The sequence below is a fragment of the Marinobacter sp. ATCH36 genome, assembly GCF_023555055.1.
Classification (GTDB): Bacteria; Pseudomonadota; Gammaproteobacteria; order Pseudomonadales; family Oleiphilaceae; genus Marinobacter.
This window is the reverse complement of record NZ_JAMJPL010000001.1, coordinates 966,769-983,460: the sequence shown is the minus strand read 5'-3', so window position 1 is coordinate 983,460 and position 16,692 is coordinate 966,769. Positions and strand designations below refer to the sequence as shown.

Sequence of the window (16,692 nt, the reverse complement as noted above, 5' to 3'; positions counted from 1 at the left end):
GCCTTCATTTCTTGATCGGAGGGCGCCAACTTGTCTGACCTGAAAGCCATTACCACCATTGCAGAATTTGCCGAAAAGCTTGCCCTGAGAGCCGGCGAACTGGTCAGGCGGGAACGTGACGAAAACACCCTGCGCACCGACTATAAGCAACAGACGGAACTGGTCACCCACGCCGATGTGATGGCAGACGAGATGATCACCGGCGCCATCCGCGAACGTTTCCCCGATCACCGCATCCTTTCCGAAGAAACCATGCCGGACCTGAGCCAGGCTGAAGAACTGGACACCCCGCTGTGGATTATCGACCCCATCGACGGCACCGTGAACTACGCCTATGGTCATCCTCAGGTTGCAATTTCCATTGCGTACGCAGAAAAAGGCCGGGTTCAAGTGGGTGTGGTGCACGCACCGTTTGCCGCTGAAACCTTCCGCGCAGTTCGTGGCGAAGGCGGCACCCTTAACGGCAGCCCCATCAAACACAGTGGTGCGACCGTACCACGGGATTCCCTCTTCGCCACCGGCTTCCCCTACACCAAAGACAACCTCAGGCCACTCCTGAACCGGCTCGACGCCATGATTCACCAGTGCCGGGACCTGCGCCGTATCGGCTCGGCGGCCCTGGATATCTGCTGGGTAGCCTGTGGTCGGCTGGACATCTACTACGAAAACGTCAGCCCCTGGGATTTCGCCGCTGCACGGCTGATTGCCCTGGAGGCAGGCGCAACAGCGGGGCATTTCAGTGAAGTTCCGGATGGCTACCCTGCCGACCTGTGGGGCCGGGACATCCTGATTTCCGCTCCGGCGGTATGGGAGCCAGTACGGAAAATTCTGCGCAAGGCGTCTGGCTACGAGTGACTTGCCCAGACTGCCTCGGCGACCAGCGCCCAGGCTTCTTCGAAATCGTTGGTAGGTAATCGCGAAAAAGAAGACCGGATAAACCGCTGCACCCTACCCTCAATAAAAACCAGCACAAAATCCGCGCCCCGGACCGAACTGGTCCGTGGCCGCAGGCCCTGGCGGATTTCCCCTTCCTTCAGTGCCTGACGGACCTGGGTTTCCAACCGCTCGAAAAACTGTGAGGCTCGTTTTCGCAGGGTGTCATTTTCACCCACCAGGGCATCTCCGGTCAGTACTGTGCACAAGCCCGGGTTTCGCTCTGCAAACACCAGCACCAAATGCACCAGCTGCTGCAGGCGAACCCGCACGTCTTCCTGTTCCTGCAGAATGACCTGGCAACGGGAAAACACGGCCCCCTCAGCGAACTCGATCAAGGCCTCGAACATTTTTCGTTTACTGGGAAAATGGCGATACAGCGCCGCCTCTGTAACGCCAACGGACTTGGCCAGGCCCGCGGTAGTAATTCGAGCTCCCGGGTCTTTCTCCAGGAGCTCCACAAGGGCATGAAGAATCGCTTCTCGACGACTGGGTTTTTGTTCTGTCATAGCAGGACTGCAGCGCTCTGGTTGACTTGGGATTACGGATCCTGTGAGTACGGAGGCAGGCGGCCCGCCAGGTAGGCATCGCGGCCGGATTCTATGGCCAGGCGCATGGCTTTGGCCATGCGGATCGGGTCCTGCGCCAGGGCGATGGCTGTGTTCATCAGAACGCCATCACAGCCCAGCTCCATGGCCAGCGTTGCATCGGACGCGGTGCCGACGCCTGCATCAACCAGCACCGGCACATTGGCGTTTTCCGCGATCAGGCGGATGTTATAGCGGTTCTGGATACCCAGGCCGGAACCGATGGGTGCGCCCAAAGGCATAATGGCGATACAGCCCATCTCTTCCAGGCGCTTGGCCAGCAGGGGGTCGTCGGAGCAGTACACCATCACCCTGAAACCGTCGCGGATCAGCTCTTCCGCTGCCACCAGCGTTTCAGTCATATTCGGGTAGAGTGTCTTTTCTTCACCCAGCACCTCCAGTTTGACCAGGTCGTGGCCCTCCAGCAATTCACGGGCCAGCTTGCAGGTGCGTACCGCATCTTTGGCGGTGTAACAACCCGCCGTGTTCGGCAGCATGGTATAACGATCCGGGGATACCACATCCAGCAGGTTGGGCTCGTCCGGGTTCTGGCCAAGGTTGGTGCGGCGAACGGCAAAGGTGACGATCTCGGCGCCGCTGGCCTCGATGGCGTGGCCGGTTTCCATCATGTCGCGGTACTTGCCAGTGCCCACCAGCAGGCGGGACTGGTAGACCCGGCCGGCAATTTCCAGTGGTTTGTCTTCGGGAACTGGTCTTTCGGAACTTTCACTCATGCTGAACACCTGAACCTGTCATTGAAATCGGGAATAAAAACAACCAGCCTCAACCGCCGCCAATGGCGTGAACGACCTCTACCCTGTCGCCCTCACTGAGGGTAAATTCGGTGTGCTGGCTACGTGGGACAATGTCTTCGTTTACTTCCACGGCCAGGCGCTTGCCAGATAGCACCAGCCGGTCAATCAATACTGCGACCGTCGCTTCATCGGGAAGCTCCATGGGGTCACCGTTTACCTGAACCTGCATAGCTTTTCCTGCAAAAGTCTGTCGTTAACGCCTGAATCCCGATATCGCCACGAGTATCCAGCCCACCATAAAGCTGACTCCACCCATCGGTGTTACCGGCCCCACCCAGCGAATATCCGTTAGCACCAGAAGGTACAGACTGCCACTGAACAGCAGAATACCGGCGATAAAGAACCCTGTCGCAATGCCGAGCAGGCGCCTTGATAGCCCTGCAACCGGAAGTATCGAAACCAGAATCAGAGCCAGTGAATGGTATACCTGATAGGTGACGGCAGTCTGGAAAACTTCAAGGCCGCGACCATCAAGCATACCCCGCAAGCCATGGGCTCCGAAAGCACCGGCCATTACTGCCAGCAGTGCAAAGAGGGCACCGCAGATCAGTGGAATTCGAAGCAACGGTACGTTCCTAACAGTCACAATGGATCTTTTCTTCAGTGTCGAGGTTCATCAGGGTCAGTTTTCCGCCCCAGACACAGCCGGTATCCAGACCTATATAGCGTTCGCTGTCGGTCTGCCCCTCGAGTGCCGCCCAGTGACCGAACACCACCTTGACCCTATCCTTGCGTGGGAAACGGAACCAGGGTGCAAAACCATCCGGTGCTGAATCCGCCGATTCTTTGGCCGCAAGCTCCAGGGTACCGTCCTCCGCAATAAAGCGCATACGGGTAAAGTAATTGGTAATCATCCTCCAGCGATCCATGCCTGCCAGGCTATCCTGCCAACGCTCGGGCTGATTACCGTACATATGAGTGAAATACTCTTCGGCATCCGGCCCGCGGATCACGCTTTCCACTTCCCGGCTGTAACCAACGGCCTGTTCGACCGACCAGATATGGGGTAACCCGGCGTGTACCATGACAAAGTTACGGTCAGCATCGTGAACGCACAGGTTTTGTTGTCTCAGCCAGTCAAACAGCTTGCCATGGTCCGGGGCGTCCAGGATATCAGCGAGGGTGTCCTTGCGCTTCAGCGAATGCCCACCAAAGGCAACGGCCAGGAGGTGAAGGTCATGATTGCCCAAAACCACCACGGCAGAGTCGCCAAGGCTCTCAACGTAACGGAGAGCCTCAAGCGAAGACGGTCCCCGGTTGATGATGTCACCAGCCACCCAGAGCCGGTCGCGGGACGGGGAGAAATCCACGAGATCCAGCACATCCCGCAAGCGTTCATAACATCCCTGAATATCGCCAATCGCATAATCAGTCATTGCTTGCCTCACCATTTCCGTCAGTTTCCGGCCGGGTATCCGCCAAAAGATCTGCAATCGCGACGTACTCCGGCAGGCCCAGGTTTTCCGGACGCAGGCCGTCATTGATACCAATACTGTTAAGTTGCTGCACGGTTATCATACCGGCCAGGGCCTTGCGCAGGGTTTTGCGGCGGGCACTGAAGGCGGTACGTACCACCGCTTGCAACAGTTTGTAGTCCTTCGCCGGGTGCGGCAACGTCTCGTGAGGAACCAGGCGAACAATGGCAGAGTCCACTTTCGGCGCCGGGCGGAAGGCCCCCGGGCCCACTTCGAACAAAGGCTGCACCCGGCAAAAGTACTGGGTCATGATACCCAGCCGGCCATAGTTGTTGTCGCCGGGCACCGCCCCCATCCGCTGCACCACTTCTTTTTGCAGCATGAAGTGCATGTCCTGCACCACCCCGGAGTGGCCCAGCAGGTGGAAAATCAGTGGTGTGGAAATATTGTACGGCAGGTTACCGATGATTCTCAGGGGCTTGCTGTCTACCAGCTTACCAAAATCGAATTTCAGGGCATCCGCTTCGTGGATGCGAAACTCCGGGTAATTGAAGAACTTGGTTCTGAGTACCGGAATCAGGTCCCGGTCCAGCTCCACTACCTGGAGACCGGGATTTACCGCAAGCATTTCTTCGGTGAGCGCGCCCAGGCCAGGGCCTATTTCCACAAGGGCTTCGTCCGGCTTGGGGTTGATGGCGCGGATAATGCGTTCAATCACACCGGGGTCGTGAAGAAAATTCTGGCCGAAGCGTTTCCTGGCCTGGTGGCCGTGTTTGTTGCTCACTCGTTGCGATCTCTTGTTGCGGATTGTGCCATCTGTTCGCCTACTCTGACCGCCGTATGAAGGCTGCCCGCATCCGCCTTTCCGCTACCGGCCAGATCAAGGGCGGTGCCATGGTCCACGGAGGTACGGACAATGGGCAGGCCGAGGGTGATATTAACGGCCCGGCCAAAACCCTGGAATTTAAGGACCGGCAGGCCCTGGTCGTGATACATCGCCAGTACCGCATCGGCGTTGTCCAGCCAATGAGGGGTGAACAGGGTGTCGGCCGGCAGCGGGCCGGTCAGTGTCATCCCTTCCCGGCGAAGTTTTTCCAGTGTGGGTTCTATAATGTCGAGCTCTTCCCGGCCCAGATAGCCGCCTTCCCCGGCGTGAGGGTTGAGGCCGGCAACCAGGATTACGGGCTGTTCGATGCCGAAGTATTTGCGCAGGTCAACATCAAGAATACGGATAACCTGTGTCAGACGCTCTGGCGTAATGGCAGCGGAGACGTCTTTCAATGGAAGGTGCGTGGTGACCAGTGCTACCCGAAGCTCGTCGGTGGCCAGCATCATTACCACCCGTTCAACGCCACAGAGCTCCTGTAGGAATTCGGTATGGCCGCTGAAGGCGATGCCCGCATCGTTGATTACGCCCTTGTGAACCGGAGCGGTCACCATGCCGTCAAAAACTCCGTCAAGGCAGCCCTGGGCTGCGATTCGCAGAGTTTCCAGCACGTAGGCACTGTTGCCAGGGTCGAGTTTGCCCGCATCGGTAGATGTCAGGCCGTCAATGTGCATAACAGAAAGCCGTCCCGGTGCTGTAGCTGCCCGGTTCCCGGGTTTCCAGTCCTCCAGCTCTACCGCCAGCCCGAGCAATCCTGCCCGGGCTTGCAGCAGGTGCTTGCAGGCCACCACAACAATCCCTGGCTGTCGCTCTTCCAGGCCCAGTTGCAGGCAGAGCTCCGGGCCGATACCCGCCGGCTCGCCTGCTGTCAGTGCCAGGGTGACAGATCGCTTCATGACTCGCTGGTGTCCCCGGATTCGTCGTTCTTGAACTCGATAAAGGCTTCGTCACGGATTTCCCGTAGCCAGTTCTGCAGCTCGGTATCGAACTTGCGGCGGTAAATCGCCTGGCGAGCCTCGGATTCCCGGACATCACCACTGATATCCTGCTGGCGACGATCCTGCACTTCGAGGATATGCCAGCCGAACTGTGACCGGAAGGGACCTTCGAGCTCTCCAACATCGGCCGCCATCATCGCCTGCTCAAACTCCGGCACCATCTGTCCCGGGCTGACCCAACCAAGATTACCGCCATCAGAGCCGGAAACCGGGTCGTCGGAATATTCCCGGGCGAGCGCGGCAAAGTCAGCGCCATTCTCAAGTTGCTGGTAGAGTTCCCGGATAGTTTCTTCCGCCTGGCCTTCAGACACGGTTTCCGAGGTGCGCACAAGAATATGGCGAACTTTGGACTGTTCAATAACCTGCGCCTGTTCGCCACCACGGCGATCCATGACCATAACCAGGTGGAAACCACTGTTGTTTTCCAGAACCGGCGACACTGTTCCCGGTTCCAGATCCGGTACCACGTCGGCAATCAGTGACGGCAGACGGTTCTCTGCACGCCAGCCCATATCGCCACCATCAAGGGCATTGCTGGCGTCGGACTCAGCAACTGCGACCTCACGGAAGTCCCTGCCAGAAGCAATTTCCTCACGCAGCGTTTCGATCTGTTCGCGGGCGGCACTCAGTTCTTGCTCATCATTAAAGTCGTCCACTTCGATGAGGATATGCGCCAGCTCGTATTCCGCGTTACTGCGGCCCTGGCCGGCCGTGGCCTCGAGATAATTCTGCACCTCCCGGTCCGTTACCCGCACACGATTGCCAACCTGGCGTTGCTGGACCCGGCTGGTGATCATTTCATTACGGATCTGCTCACGGGCTTCACGGTAGGTAACGCCTTCCTGGCCCAGTTGTTGCTCAAACTGCGCCAGCGTCATGTTGTTGCGCCGGGCGATGGAGGCCATGGTCTCGTTAAGCTCGTTATCGCTGATGCGCATACCGGCCCTGTCTGCCATCTGCAGCTGGATCGACTCGGTAATCAACTGCTCCAGCACCCGCTCTTCGAGAATGTCACGTGGTGGCAGGCCGGTACCCTGCGCACTCAGTCGGCCTACGATGGTGTTGATTCGTGCTTCCAGTTCGGACTGCAGAATGACATCGTCATTGACTACCGCAACCACTTGGTCAAGAAGTTTGCGTTCGGCCTGTACGGTTGCAGACAAGCTCACAACCATCAGTACCAGTAGTATTCGTGCGCACTGGCGAAGGTTCGCCTTCATAGTCACCTCTGTATGGAAAAATACTGCCTGTCGCCGGGCACAGGGTACCCGGATTTCTCAGCACTCAGCGACCGCCGAAACGGCGACGTTCTCGTTCATCGAAGCCATATATCGCTTCGGATATTTCGCCGGACGAACCACCACTGCCACCCAGACCCTTGAGCTGAATCTGGAACAGCATGCGGCTTTCAAGTTCCTGATCGTCCGTAAAGTAGTTCTGGTGAACAAGCTGGACGCTCCAGCAGCAATTATTGTATTCCAGCCCGGCCAATGACCCGACGGTACGATCAAGCTGCGAATCATAGACCCAGCGGCCGATCAGACTAACACGGTCTGTGACAGGAAAAACGCCCCCGATATCCGACTGCTCGAATTCGTTTCGCCGATAGGTGTGGCCGACGCTGGCCAGATACCGATAATCACGGGAGTGGAAGATCAGCTGGCTGCGACCCTCTTCGGTTTTGTGGGTGTCTGGTTCCCACAGCCCGGAGGTGCGGATTTCCAGCCCGTCCACCGGCCGCAGGATCATCTCACCGGCCAGCGGTGAATCGCTGGCATCGGAACCGCCCTGTCCGGCCAGGGTTACTTCCCTGTCATCATAGTAATGCACCTGGCCGATGCTGAACCGCGCCCGCTCGGCGCCTGTCAGAAGGTCATTGAAACGGCTTGTCAGTGCAACGGTGAGCTGATTTGTGTCACCAACCCTGTCGCCACCGCTGAAACGATTACGCTGGAACAGTCGGTCAAAGCTGAACGAGCGGATAGTGGTATCAAAATCCGGGATAAACTCCTGGTCCGCATCTGCGTCTGCCCAGGCATAATAGAGACGGGGCTCGAGGGTCTGGTTGTAGGGAATATCAAACAGGCTGGACTGGCGGTCGAAGTAAAGACCGGAATCCCATTCCGCCACCGGCACCGTGCGATCAAACCCTGGTTGCCGCAGGTTGTAATCTTCCAGTTCATATCGGGTGTAATCCACGCTGACAGATGGCCGTGCGTAGCCCCAGAGCGCCCGCATCGGCAGCGCCAACTCCGGGATGGCCCTGGCACGCTGGCCATTGGCACGGTCCAGGCCGGTCAGGTCGGCATTGTCTCGATAGAAGTAAGTGTACTGGCTTTCCAGTGACAGCTCGGCAGGGCCCGCATCGACGCTGGCACCGTAAAGAACCTCCGGCAATTGCGAATAGGGAATATTTTCATCCGCAATGAAATCACTGATGGTCTGGTAGCCACTGAGATAGGTTTCAAAGTACTGTGATGAATCCCGGTAGCGCACACCACCACGACGCAGAAGATGGGTCGCGCGATTGATCTCAAGATTGCGGTTCAGGTCACTCAGATATTCGTCATCACTGACTACGGAGTAGTCACCGTAACCACTCCAGCCGCTGCCGAAGGACGCCCGGGTGCTGAAATCCAGACCCCAGCGCTCGCCATCCTCACCGGGAAATTCGCGTTCGAATTCAGTGTCGTTGCCGGCATAACCAACCTGCAGCACAGACTCTCCCAGGCTGCTCAAATAGCGCCCTTCGGCCTCGGTAAATAACCCGCGCCCATGAATATACTGGGGGGTCAGGGTCGCATCGTAATGAGGCGCCAGGTTCAGATAGTACGGCACGGAGAGGAAGGCGCCGCTACCTGCATTGGAGGTACCAAATGACGGGTACAGGAAACCGCTCTTGCGGCGCTCATCAATGGGGAAGCTGGCATAGGGCCAGTAAAACACCGGGACATCGCTGATTTCCAGGCGAACATGCTTGGCCGTACCTACCCCCTCTGCCTGGTCCAGGTGAATGTCGGACGCTACAATCATCCAGTCATTACTATGAGGGGCGCATGTGGTCAGCGAACCCTGGCGTATCTGGACCTGGTCTTGCCCAGTGCGGGACAGCTGCCCGGCGGAGCCCCGCAACTCCGGGCCGTGCAACAGGAAGGTAGCGGTATTGATGTCCACCCGGCCGCTGTTGACATCGTAATCCGCCTGCTCGCCGGTCAGCAGGAATCCCTCGCCACGGCTGGTCAGTGGCCCTTCAATAGCGACCAATCCCGAAGCCTGGCTGTAACGCGCCTCTGAGCCCGTCACCCTGAAGCCTGCCTGTTGCAGCCGGACATCTCCGCGAAGGTAGAGTTCGTTATCAATCTCATACCTGGCATTGAGACCACTGGCCTGTAAGGGAGCCTGCCCACTATCGGCCGCCACCCCATTCGATGTCGCCGGCACAACAGAAGGCATGTAGCCTCCCTCACAGAAATCCGGCAGTGTGCGGCGAATTTCGGCAGGCAATTCTGACCTGGGGCGCCAGTCGATCTCCGCTGCCGAAGGCGATGACTGGGCCAGAACCACGGGCGCCACTGCCAGCCCAAAGCAACCTGCCGTAAGAGCACCCAAACACCCTGCGCAGTGCAGCAACCAGTGCGTCGGTGTTCGCAGCTTCCTTGGTGAGGCTGGCACGATGATTGGGTTCCTGTCCTGAATGGGTTTGCTACTGCCGTAGACAATTTAACAGCGGCCTAGTTTACACGCCGCCCTTTGCCTTGTTAACGGAAACCGGCCATTGCTGCAAAACCGATTTACCGTCTCTATACTGATCTGCTAACTTTCCGCCAAGAACCGGAAAGTTAAAAATTCAGCCACTTCTGAGCCAGGAAACCAGCACATTCATGGACACCCGTCTGAAAATGCTCACCCAGTGGGTCAGAGACCTCCCAGGTTTTGACCAGGCAACACCCCGGCCAGTATCCGGGGATGCGAGCTTCCGACGTTATTTCCGGGTCACCGGCGACCCCCATGGCACCGGATCACACGACTACATCGTGATGGATGCCCCTCCTGAACACGAAGACTGTAAGCCTTTTGTCGCTATTGCCCAATACTGGCGCAGTCTGGACATTGCCGTGCCGGATGTGGTTGAGGAAGACCTGACCCGAGGTTTCCTGCTGCTGGAGGATTTTGGTGACCAACTCATGCTCAATGCGCTGAATACCGGCAATGCCGACCGGCTCTATGGCGCTGCGATGGATGAACTGGTCCGCATCCAGCGTGCTGGTGACACCCCGGATTTTCCGCTGCCAGCCTATGACACCGCCCTTCTGGACCGCGAGATGGCGCTGTTCCCCGACTGGCTACTGACCCGAAAGCTGGGATTGACACTTGGCAATGGTGAACGGGCACTGCTGGACACCACCTTCGCTTTCCTGCGGGAAAGCGCCCTGGCCCAGCCGGAAGTGGCGGTACACAGAGACTACCATTCCCGCAACCTGCTGGTTCGGCCCGATACCGAGAGGCCCGGCGTGATTGACTTCCAGGATGCCGTACGCGGCCCGGTAACCTATGACCTGGTATCGCTGCTTAAAGACTGTTATGTCCGTTGGCCAGAAGACCGTATCAGCCAGTGGGCCGAGCATTTCCGGGTGCTCAGCGCAAATGCCGGGCTGCACAAGGCGGATCAGGCAACCTTCCGCCAATGGCTGGAACTCATGGGCATGCAACGCCACCTTAAAGCCGCTGGTATTTTCGCCAGGCTGGCAATCCGTGATGGCAAGACCGGGTTCCTGAAAGACGTTCCCCGTACCGTAGGCTATCTGGTGGAGGCCAGCAGCAGGCAGGCAGCCCTGCGACACTTCCATGAGTGGCTGACCGACACCGTGGTCCCCGCCATAGAGCAACAGATCGGACCAGTGGAGACATCCGGCCAGTGAAAGCCATGATACTCGCGGCGGGCAAGGGCGAGCGCATGCGGCCGCTGACACTGACAACCCCTAAGCCGCTCCTTCCCGCAGGTGATAAGCCCCTGATCGTGCATCACCTGGAAAATTTGAAGACCGCCGGGTTTCGCCAATTGGTCATCAACCACGCCTGGCTGGGCATGCAGATTGAAGACGAGCTCGGCAATGGCGACGCTTTCGGGGTGTCGATTGAGTACTCAAGGGAAAGCGAACCACTGGAAACCGCCGGTGGCATCATCCACGCCCTGCCTCTTCTGACCAGTGCCGGGGATGAATGGTTCGCGGTGATCAATGGCGATATCTGGTGCGACTTTTCCCTGGCGCAACTGATCCCGCCTGAAGGAGCCGATGCGCTACTGGTGCTGACCAGTAATCCGGAACACAACCCGGCGGGTGATTTCTGCCTGCATCCGGATGGTACGATATCGGTTAGCGGGCCGGAAATGCTGACCTTCACCGGCATCAGCCTGCTCAATCGCCGCCTGTTTGACGGGCTGGCACCGGGGCCGCGAAAACTCGCCCCTATCCTTCGTGAAGCCATGGCCCAGGGGCGCGTAAGTGGCGTGCATCACACCGGGCAGTGGATGGATATCGGCACTCCGGAACGACTCCGGGAGCTGGACCGGAAACTCAAGGCAGGCGGGAGCTGAGCCATGACCTCTGAATCCAGAACCAGCAGTCTCCCGGCACGCATGGAAGCCGAGTTCAGCGAACTGCTTGAGGAGTTGGCAGCCTGCGGCCATCAGGCCAACGAGTTAATGGTCAGAACCCGACTGCCGCGCTGGTGCCGCCGCAGCCTGTTTTTTTTCCTCGGCTACATCGCCAAATCCCAAGGGCGGGTGACTGAGAAAGACGTCGGCTTCGCCGAAGCGTTGATGAAAGCCCTGAAGTTGTCCCCACGCCAGCGCAGAAAGGCGATTGGCTATTTTCGCAAAGGCAAGACAGCCGAGCGCATCCCCGCGATGAAAGCCCTCGGCCTCAGGTTGACCCATCGTATCTGGCCCTCTCCCGCGCTGCGTGTTGCCATCTGCCTATGTCACGCGGCTCAACTGCAGGGTCGCCCGGAGAAACCCAGACGCTATCGCTGCGAGGACGCCATCGACCAGATAGGGCTGCCAACCCGGGTCAGTGACGACATCCTCGAGAGCTACGCCTGCAAGGTCTGGATTACCGAGCCGGAAGCACAGCCTCGCCCATCCACCTTTGAGCAGGCGTGCCAGCTTCTGGGGGTTACCCGCCGGGACTCGCGGGAAACAATCAAACGCGCCTACCGCAAAAAAGTATCAGAATGCCATCCGGACAAGCTGGCGCAGCAGGATCTCAGCCCCGCGGAGCTGGCCAGAGCCAAGGATCGCTTGTTGCGATATCAGCAGGCCTGGGAACTGATCAGCCAAAGACTGTCGGTGTGAGTTCCTGCACTATTGGGTTGACGCCAGCCAGGCTGATAGCCGGTTAGCCACTGCCGGTGCATCCCGGGGCTCCGGTGGCTCTGCCATAGCAACCGGTTGCCGGGCATAGAGAGCGATCCCCTCACGCCTGAATCCGGCCTCACGCTGTTTTGGTGACCTGAGCCCCGCGCCCTCCATTGTTGCTGGTGCACGAGAGCTGTGAATCTCCAGCACCCTGGTTTGTCCAGCCCTGGAAAGCCAATCCGTGAGGGCAGCCGAATCGCTTCGGCCGAAAACCGGCGCAATCCAGATGATTGCAGACACATCACCTCTTTCAGCACTTGCCATCCGCGCTACATGGCCCGCTGCTTTGCCAACACCGGCAACGGCCACCTGCTCATATCCTCGATCCACAAGATTCCCCACCGCCACGGCGAGTGCTTTCTGGACCCGGGTCAGATACTGATCCTCCAACTCTTCGACGTCGACACTGTCCATCACGTCAATCATGACCGAACCGGGCTCGTCGTCTTCCAGCGATTCCTCAGAGGAGTATGCTGCTTGCTGCCGTTGCGCCTGCTCAAGCGCATAAGGTGGCGGTTCCAGCCCCAGCGTCATTACCGCCCACCCAGCTCGCGCCATGGGCTGGCGCAAGGCCCCCGCCAGCCCGGAGGCTGCCGACTGTCCTTCATCGGCAAGAATCACCAGTGCACCCTTCGCAGGCGTGTCTGATTCCGGTGCAAACAGTGCCAGAATCCGCTCTTCTTCCGGTGGTTCCAGCCACACGGCTGCGTCAGGCCACTTTGTAGCAATCGCGTCTGAATCCAGCCCCGATGAGATCATCATCCGCTCGCGGTCAGCAGCCGATGCACCGGTGACATAGACGCCGACAAGAATTATCAATGAAGAAATAACCAGACTTTCAAACCATTTGCTCACAGGCTGTCACTCATTCCGTGCGAAAAATCACCATCAAGCTGGTAGACTAGCAAGCGTTGTACGCGCCGTCATCGATACTACTATCAAACCGTTCAAGAGAGCCGTCATGAACCCTTACCAGATTGCCCCGTCCATCCTGTCAGCCGATTTTGCCCGACTGGGCGAGGAAGTCGATAACGTACTGGCCGCCGGTGCAGATATTGTCCATTTCGATGTTATGGACAATCACTACGTGCCCAACCTGACCATCGGCCCCATGGTCTGCGAGGCCCTGCGCAAGCATGGTGTTACCGCACCCATCGATGTTCATCTGATGGTGTCGCCGGTGGACGACCTGATCCGCATGTTCATCGACGCCGGCGCCAGCTACATCACCTTTCATCCGGAAGCATCGAATCACATTGACCGTTCCCTGCAACTGATTCGCGAAGGTGGCTGCAAGGCCGGTCTGGTGTTCAACCCGGCGACGCCACTGCACTATATCGACCATGTGATGGACAAGCTGGACATGATCCTGCTGATGTCGGTAAACCCCGGCTTCGGTGGCCAGAAATTCATTCCCGGCACCCTCGACAAACTGCGCGAAGCCCGCAAGCGCATTGATGCCAGCGGCCGCAACATCCGCCTGGAAATCGACGGTGGTGTGAAGACCGACAACATCCGCGAGATTGCCGAGGCCGGGGCCGATACCTTCGTGGCCGGCTCTGCCATCTTTAATACCGACGACTACAAGGCCACCATCGACAGGATGCGTGCCGAACTGGAGCTGGCCCAGAAGAGCCTGAATCAATGAGCCTGGCGGGGCTGTTCAGCCAGCGCTGGCCGGGTGTCGCCCTGTTCGACCTGGATGGTACTCTGGTGGACAGTGTCCCCGACCTGGCGGCTGCCATTGACGCCATGCTGGAAGAGCTGGGCCGTCGCAAGGCTGGCATCGACAACGTACGCCAGTGGGTAGGCAATGGCGCCGGCGTGCTGGTTCGCCGCTCACTGGCCGGGCGCGCAGAGTGGGAACCTGCCAGTGACAGGGACGAAGCACTGTTTAACGATGCCCTGGCGATGTTCTATCACGCCTATGAAGATCTGAACGGCCAGCATTCATTACTCTATGACGGTGTCGAAGAATGCCTGAACAGGCTGGCGGATTACGGCTGCCGCATGGGCATTGTCACCAACAAACCGGAACAGTTTGTGGCGCCGCTGCTGGAACAGATGGGCATCGAACACTGGTTCGATATCAGTGTCGGCGGTGACACGCTGCCAGTGCGCAAGCCAGACCCACAGCCGCTGATCCATGCCATGACCGAGTTGGGCGGCACCCGGGGCACAACGGTGATGGTGGGGGATTCGGTAACCGACATCAGCGCAGCGCTGTCAGCGGGTATACCTTCTGTGGCGGTACGTTACGGTTACAACTACGGAGCTCCGGTGGATACACTGGGAGCGGATGCCGTTGTTGATTCCCTGGCGCAGCTTTTGTAATCTCACAGGATATTGAATTTGAAACCTTCTATTCGGGAGATTCCTGCCGTGCAGGGACTGAGTCTGATGACAGCGCGAGGCATACTGACAACCCGCGCAACTCGATGGTGGCGATGGCGCACCGGCTGAATGCCGCCCGAAATACCACCATACCGATCAGATTTCAGGAATCTTTACCATGACACCCGAGCAATTCGCCGAGCTCGCCAACGCCGGCTTTAACCGTATCCCTGTTTACCGCGAAGTCCTGGCCGACCTGGACACGCCTCTGAGCACCTATCTCAAACTGGCCAGTGGCCCCTATTCCTACCTGTTCGAATCCGTGCAGGGTGGTGAAAAGTGGGGCCGTTACTCCATCATTGGCCTGCCCAGCCGGGAAGTTCTCAAGGTTTACGACCAAAGCATCGTTATTACCCGTGACGGCAAGGTGGTGGAGAAAACCACGGCAGACGACCCACTGACCTTCGTGGAAGAATATCAGGCCCGCTTCAATGCGCCGGACCTGGATGAACTGCCTCGTTTCAACGGCGGCCTGGTGGGCTATTTTGGCTACGACACCGTGCGCTACATTGAAAAGCGGTTGCGCAAGACCTGTCCACCGGACAGGATTGGCACACCCGATATCCTGCTGATGGTGTCCGACGAGGTGGTAGTGTTCGATAACCTGCGCGGCACGCTGCACCTGATTGTCCACGCCGACCCCGAGCAGCAAGGCGCCTACGAACAGGCCCTGCAGCGTATTGACGAGCTGGAATCGCGACTGCACCGGCAAACCGCCGACGCCCCGCGCACTCCGGAACATCTGCGGGGCAAAACGGTGGACGAGAGCGATTTCATCTCCGGTTTCAACCAGGAGAAGTTCGAAGCGGCCGTGGGCAAGATCAAGGAATACGTGCTGGACGGCGATGTGATGCAGACCGTTATCTCCCAGCGCATGTCCATCCCGTTCGAGGCACCGCCACTGAACCTGTACCGCTCACTGCGCGTGCTGAACCCTTCCCCCTACATGTATTTCCTGGACCTGGACGACTTCCACATCGTCGGTTCGTCGCCGGAAATCCTGGCCCGGGTAGAAGACGAAGAAGTCACCGTGAGACCCATTGCCGGCACCCGCAAGCGCGGCGCCACCGATGCCGAGGACAAAGCCCTGGAAGCGGAACTGCTGGCCGATCCGAAAGAGATCGCCGAGCATCTGATGCTGATCGACCTGGGCCGCAACGACGCCGGCCGGGTTTCCGAAACCGGAACCGTGAAACTGACCGACAAGATGATTGTGGAGCGCTATTCCCACGTCATGCACATCGTCTCCAACGTGACCGGTCGCCTGAAAGAAAACACCAGTTGCCTGGATGTCCTGCGCGCCACCCTGCCCGCAGGCACCCTCAGCGGCGCGCCCAAGATCCGCGCCATGGAAATCATCGACGAGCTGGAGCCGGTGAAGCGGGGCGTCTACGGCGGCGCCGTGGGTTACCTGTCGTTCAACGGCAATATGGACACCGCCATTGCCATCCGCACGGCGGTGATCAAGGACAACACCCTGCATATCCAGGCCGGCGCCGGCGTGGTGGCGGATTCGGTACCCCGCCTCGAGTGGAAGGAAACCATGAACAAGGGCCGCGCCATCTTCCGCGCGGTCGCCAAAACCTACAACGATTTCGACCACTGAGGCGGAGGAACGGATTATGTTGCTGATGATCGATAACTACGATTCCTTCACCTACAACGTGGTGCAGTATCTGGCCGAGTTGGGGGCGGATGTGCATGTCTACCGCAACGACGAAATCACGGTAGAGGAAATCGAGGCCCTGAAACCGGAACGCCTGGTGATCTCGCCGGGGCCCTGCACGCCCAATGAGGCCGGCATTTCAATGGCCGCCATCCGCCACTTTGCCGGCAAATTGCCAATCCTGGGCGTATGCCTGGGCCATCAGGCCATCGGGCAAGTCTACGGCGGCGATGTGATCCGCGCCGGGCGGGTAATGCATGGCAAGGTGTCCCCGGTATACCACAAGGATCTGGGCGTATTCCGTGGCCTGAGCAATCCGCTGCAGGCCACTCGCTATCACAGCCTGGTGATCGACAAGGACACCCTGCCGGACTGTCTGGAAGTCACGGCGTGGACCCGCAATGAGGATGGCTCGGTGGAAGAAATCATGGGCGTTCGCCACAAGACGTTGCCCATCGAGGGGGTTCAGTTTCACCCCGAGTCGATTATGACTGAGCAGGGGCACGAGCTTTTGCGGAACTTTCTTAGAAGTTAGTTCTGTTGGGTGGCCTTTGGGGCGTGGTTCTGATTACGGGCCTTA

General features: G+C 58.7%; 18 protein-coding genes. 8 read left to right on the top strand and 10 right to left on the bottom strand.

All coding sequences use genetic code 11. The features are described 5' to 3' along the window. The first annotated feature begins 30 nt into the window (after positions 1–30). A complete protein-coding gene (locus M8010_RS04370; protein ID WP_250089178.1) occupies positions 31–855 on the top strand; it encodes an inositol monophosphatase family protein in 825 nt (274 codons plus the stop codon). On the opposite strand, the gene slmA is transcribed toward M8010_RS04370, so the two are convergent. The 9 genes from slmA to M8010_RS04325 form a co-directional block, all read right to left on the bottom strand. After that, a complete protein-coding gene (gene slmA, locus M8010_RS04365; RefSeq protein WP_250089177.1) occupies positions 846–1,442 on the bottom strand; it encodes a nucleoid occlusion factor SlmA in 597 nt (198 codons plus the stop codon). The genes M8010_RS04370 and slmA overlap by 10 nt on opposite strands. A gap of 32 nt (positions 1,443–1,474) precedes the next feature. Further along, the gene (locus M8010_RS04360) at positions 1,475–2,254 is read right to left on the bottom strand and encodes a thiazole synthase (RefSeq protein ID WP_250089168.1); all 780 of its coding nucleotides are present in this window, start codon (positions 2,252–2,254) and stop codon (positions 1,475–1,477) included. Positions 2,255–2,303: 49 nt separating this feature from the next. After that, positions 2,304–2,504, bottom strand: a complete 201-nt coding sequence (gene thiS / locus M8010_RS04355; protein WP_250089166.1) for a sulfur carrier protein ThiS — start codon at positions 2,502–2,504, stop codon at positions 2,304–2,306. 24 nt (positions 2,505–2,528) lie between these two features. After that, positions 2,529–2,900: a DUF423 domain-containing protein gene (locus tag M8010_RS04350; RefSeq protein ID WP_250089164.1), complete on the bottom strand. Its 372-nt coding sequence runs from the start codon at positions 2,898–2,900 to the stop codon at positions 2,529–2,531. Positions 2,901–2,910: 10 nt separating this feature from the next. Further along, on the bottom strand, positions 2,911–3,711 hold the full coding sequence (locus M8010_RS04345) for a symmetrical bis(5'-nucleosyl)-tetraphosphatase (RefSeq protein WP_250089162.1): 801 nt from the start codon (positions 3,709–3,711) through the stop codon (positions 2,911–2,913). Continuing rightward, complete coding sequence (rsmA, locus tag M8010_RS04340; RefSeq protein ID WP_250089160.1) at positions 3,704–4,534, bottom strand: 16S rRNA (adenine(1518)-N(6)/adenine(1519)-N(6))-dimethyltransferase RsmA; 831 nt, start codon at positions 4,532–4,534, stop codon at positions 3,704–3,706. Before rsmA ends, M8010_RS04345 begins: the two co-directional genes overlap by 8 nt. Then, positions 4,531–5,532, bottom strand: a complete 1,002-nt coding sequence (gene pdxA / locus M8010_RS04335) for a 4-hydroxythreonine-4-phosphate dehydrogenase PdxA (RefSeq protein ID WP_250089158.1) — start codon at positions 5,530–5,532, stop codon at positions 4,531–4,533. Before pdxA ends, rsmA begins: the two co-directional genes overlap by 4 nt. After that, entirely contained in the window at positions 5,529–6,854 is a 1,326-nt protein-coding gene (locus tag M8010_RS04330; protein ID WP_250089154.1) for a peptidylprolyl isomerase, read from the bottom strand. Before M8010_RS04330 ends, pdxA begins: the two co-directional genes overlap by 4 nt. 64 nt (positions 6,855–6,918) lie before the next feature. Beyond that, entirely contained in the window at positions 6,919–9,243 is a 2,325-nt protein-coding gene (locus M8010_RS04325; protein WP_349666093.1) for an LPS-assembly protein LptD, read from the bottom strand. A gap of 272 nt (positions 9,244–9,515) precedes the next feature. On the opposite strand from M8010_RS04325, the gene M8010_RS04320 reads away from it, so the two are divergent. From M8010_RS04320 to M8010_RS04310, 3 genes are read left to right on the top strand one after another with little or no spacing between them, the layout of a single operon-like run. Then, positions 9,516–10,553: an aminoglycoside phosphotransferase family protein gene (locus M8010_RS04320; RefSeq protein ID WP_250089153.1), complete on the top strand. Its 1,038-nt coding sequence runs from the start codon at positions 9,516–9,518 to the stop codon at positions 10,551–10,553. Beyond that, positions 10,550–11,230: an N-acetylmuramate alpha-1-phosphate uridylyltransferase MurU gene (murU, locus tag M8010_RS04315; protein ID WP_250089152.1), complete on the top strand. Its 681-nt coding sequence runs from the start codon at positions 10,550–10,552 to the stop codon at positions 11,228–11,230. Before M8010_RS04320 ends, murU begins: the two co-directional genes overlap by 4 nt. Positions 11,231–11,233: 3 nt before the next feature. Beyond that, positions 11,234–11,989: a DnaJ domain-containing protein gene (locus M8010_RS04310; RefSeq protein WP_250089150.1), complete on the top strand. Its 756-nt coding sequence runs from the start codon at positions 11,234–11,236 to the stop codon at positions 11,987–11,989. Between the two features lie 9 nt (positions 11,990–11,998). On the opposite strand, the gene M8010_RS04305 is transcribed toward M8010_RS04310, so the two are convergent. Continuing rightward, on the bottom strand, positions 11,999–12,907 hold the full coding sequence (locus tag M8010_RS04305; RefSeq protein ID WP_250089149.1) for a DUF3530 family protein: 909 nt from the start codon (positions 12,905–12,907) through the stop codon (positions 11,999–12,001). Between the two features lie 106 nt (positions 12,908–13,013). Between M8010_RS04305 and rpe the strand changes: the two genes are divergently transcribed. The 4 genes from rpe (at position 13,014) to M8010_RS04285 (ending at position 16,647) form a co-directional block, all read left to right on the top strand. Then, entirely contained in the window at positions 13,014–13,700 is a 687-nt protein-coding gene (gene rpe, locus M8010_RS04300) for a ribulose-phosphate 3-epimerase (RefSeq protein ID WP_250089148.1), read from the top strand. Beyond that, on the top strand, positions 13,697–14,386 hold the full coding sequence (locus M8010_RS04295) for a phosphoglycolate phosphatase (protein WP_250089144.1): 690 nt from the start codon (positions 13,697–13,699) through the stop codon (positions 14,384–14,386). Before rpe ends, M8010_RS04295 begins: the two co-directional genes overlap by 4 nt. A gap of 178 nt (positions 14,387–14,564) precedes the next feature. Then, positions 14,565–16,052 (top strand): anthranilate synthase component I, encoded by a 1,488-nt coding sequence (trpE, locus tag M8010_RS04290; RefSeq protein ID WP_250089143.1) that lies wholly within the window; start codon positions 14,565–14,567, stop codon positions 16,050–16,052. 16 nt (positions 16,053–16,068) lie between these two features. Beyond that, positions 16,069–16,647: an aminodeoxychorismate/anthranilate synthase component II gene (locus M8010_RS04285; protein WP_250089142.1), complete on the top strand. Its 579-nt coding sequence runs from the start codon at positions 16,069–16,071 to the stop codon at positions 16,645–16,647. The last annotated feature ends 45 nt before the right edge of the window (positions 16,648–16,692 follow it).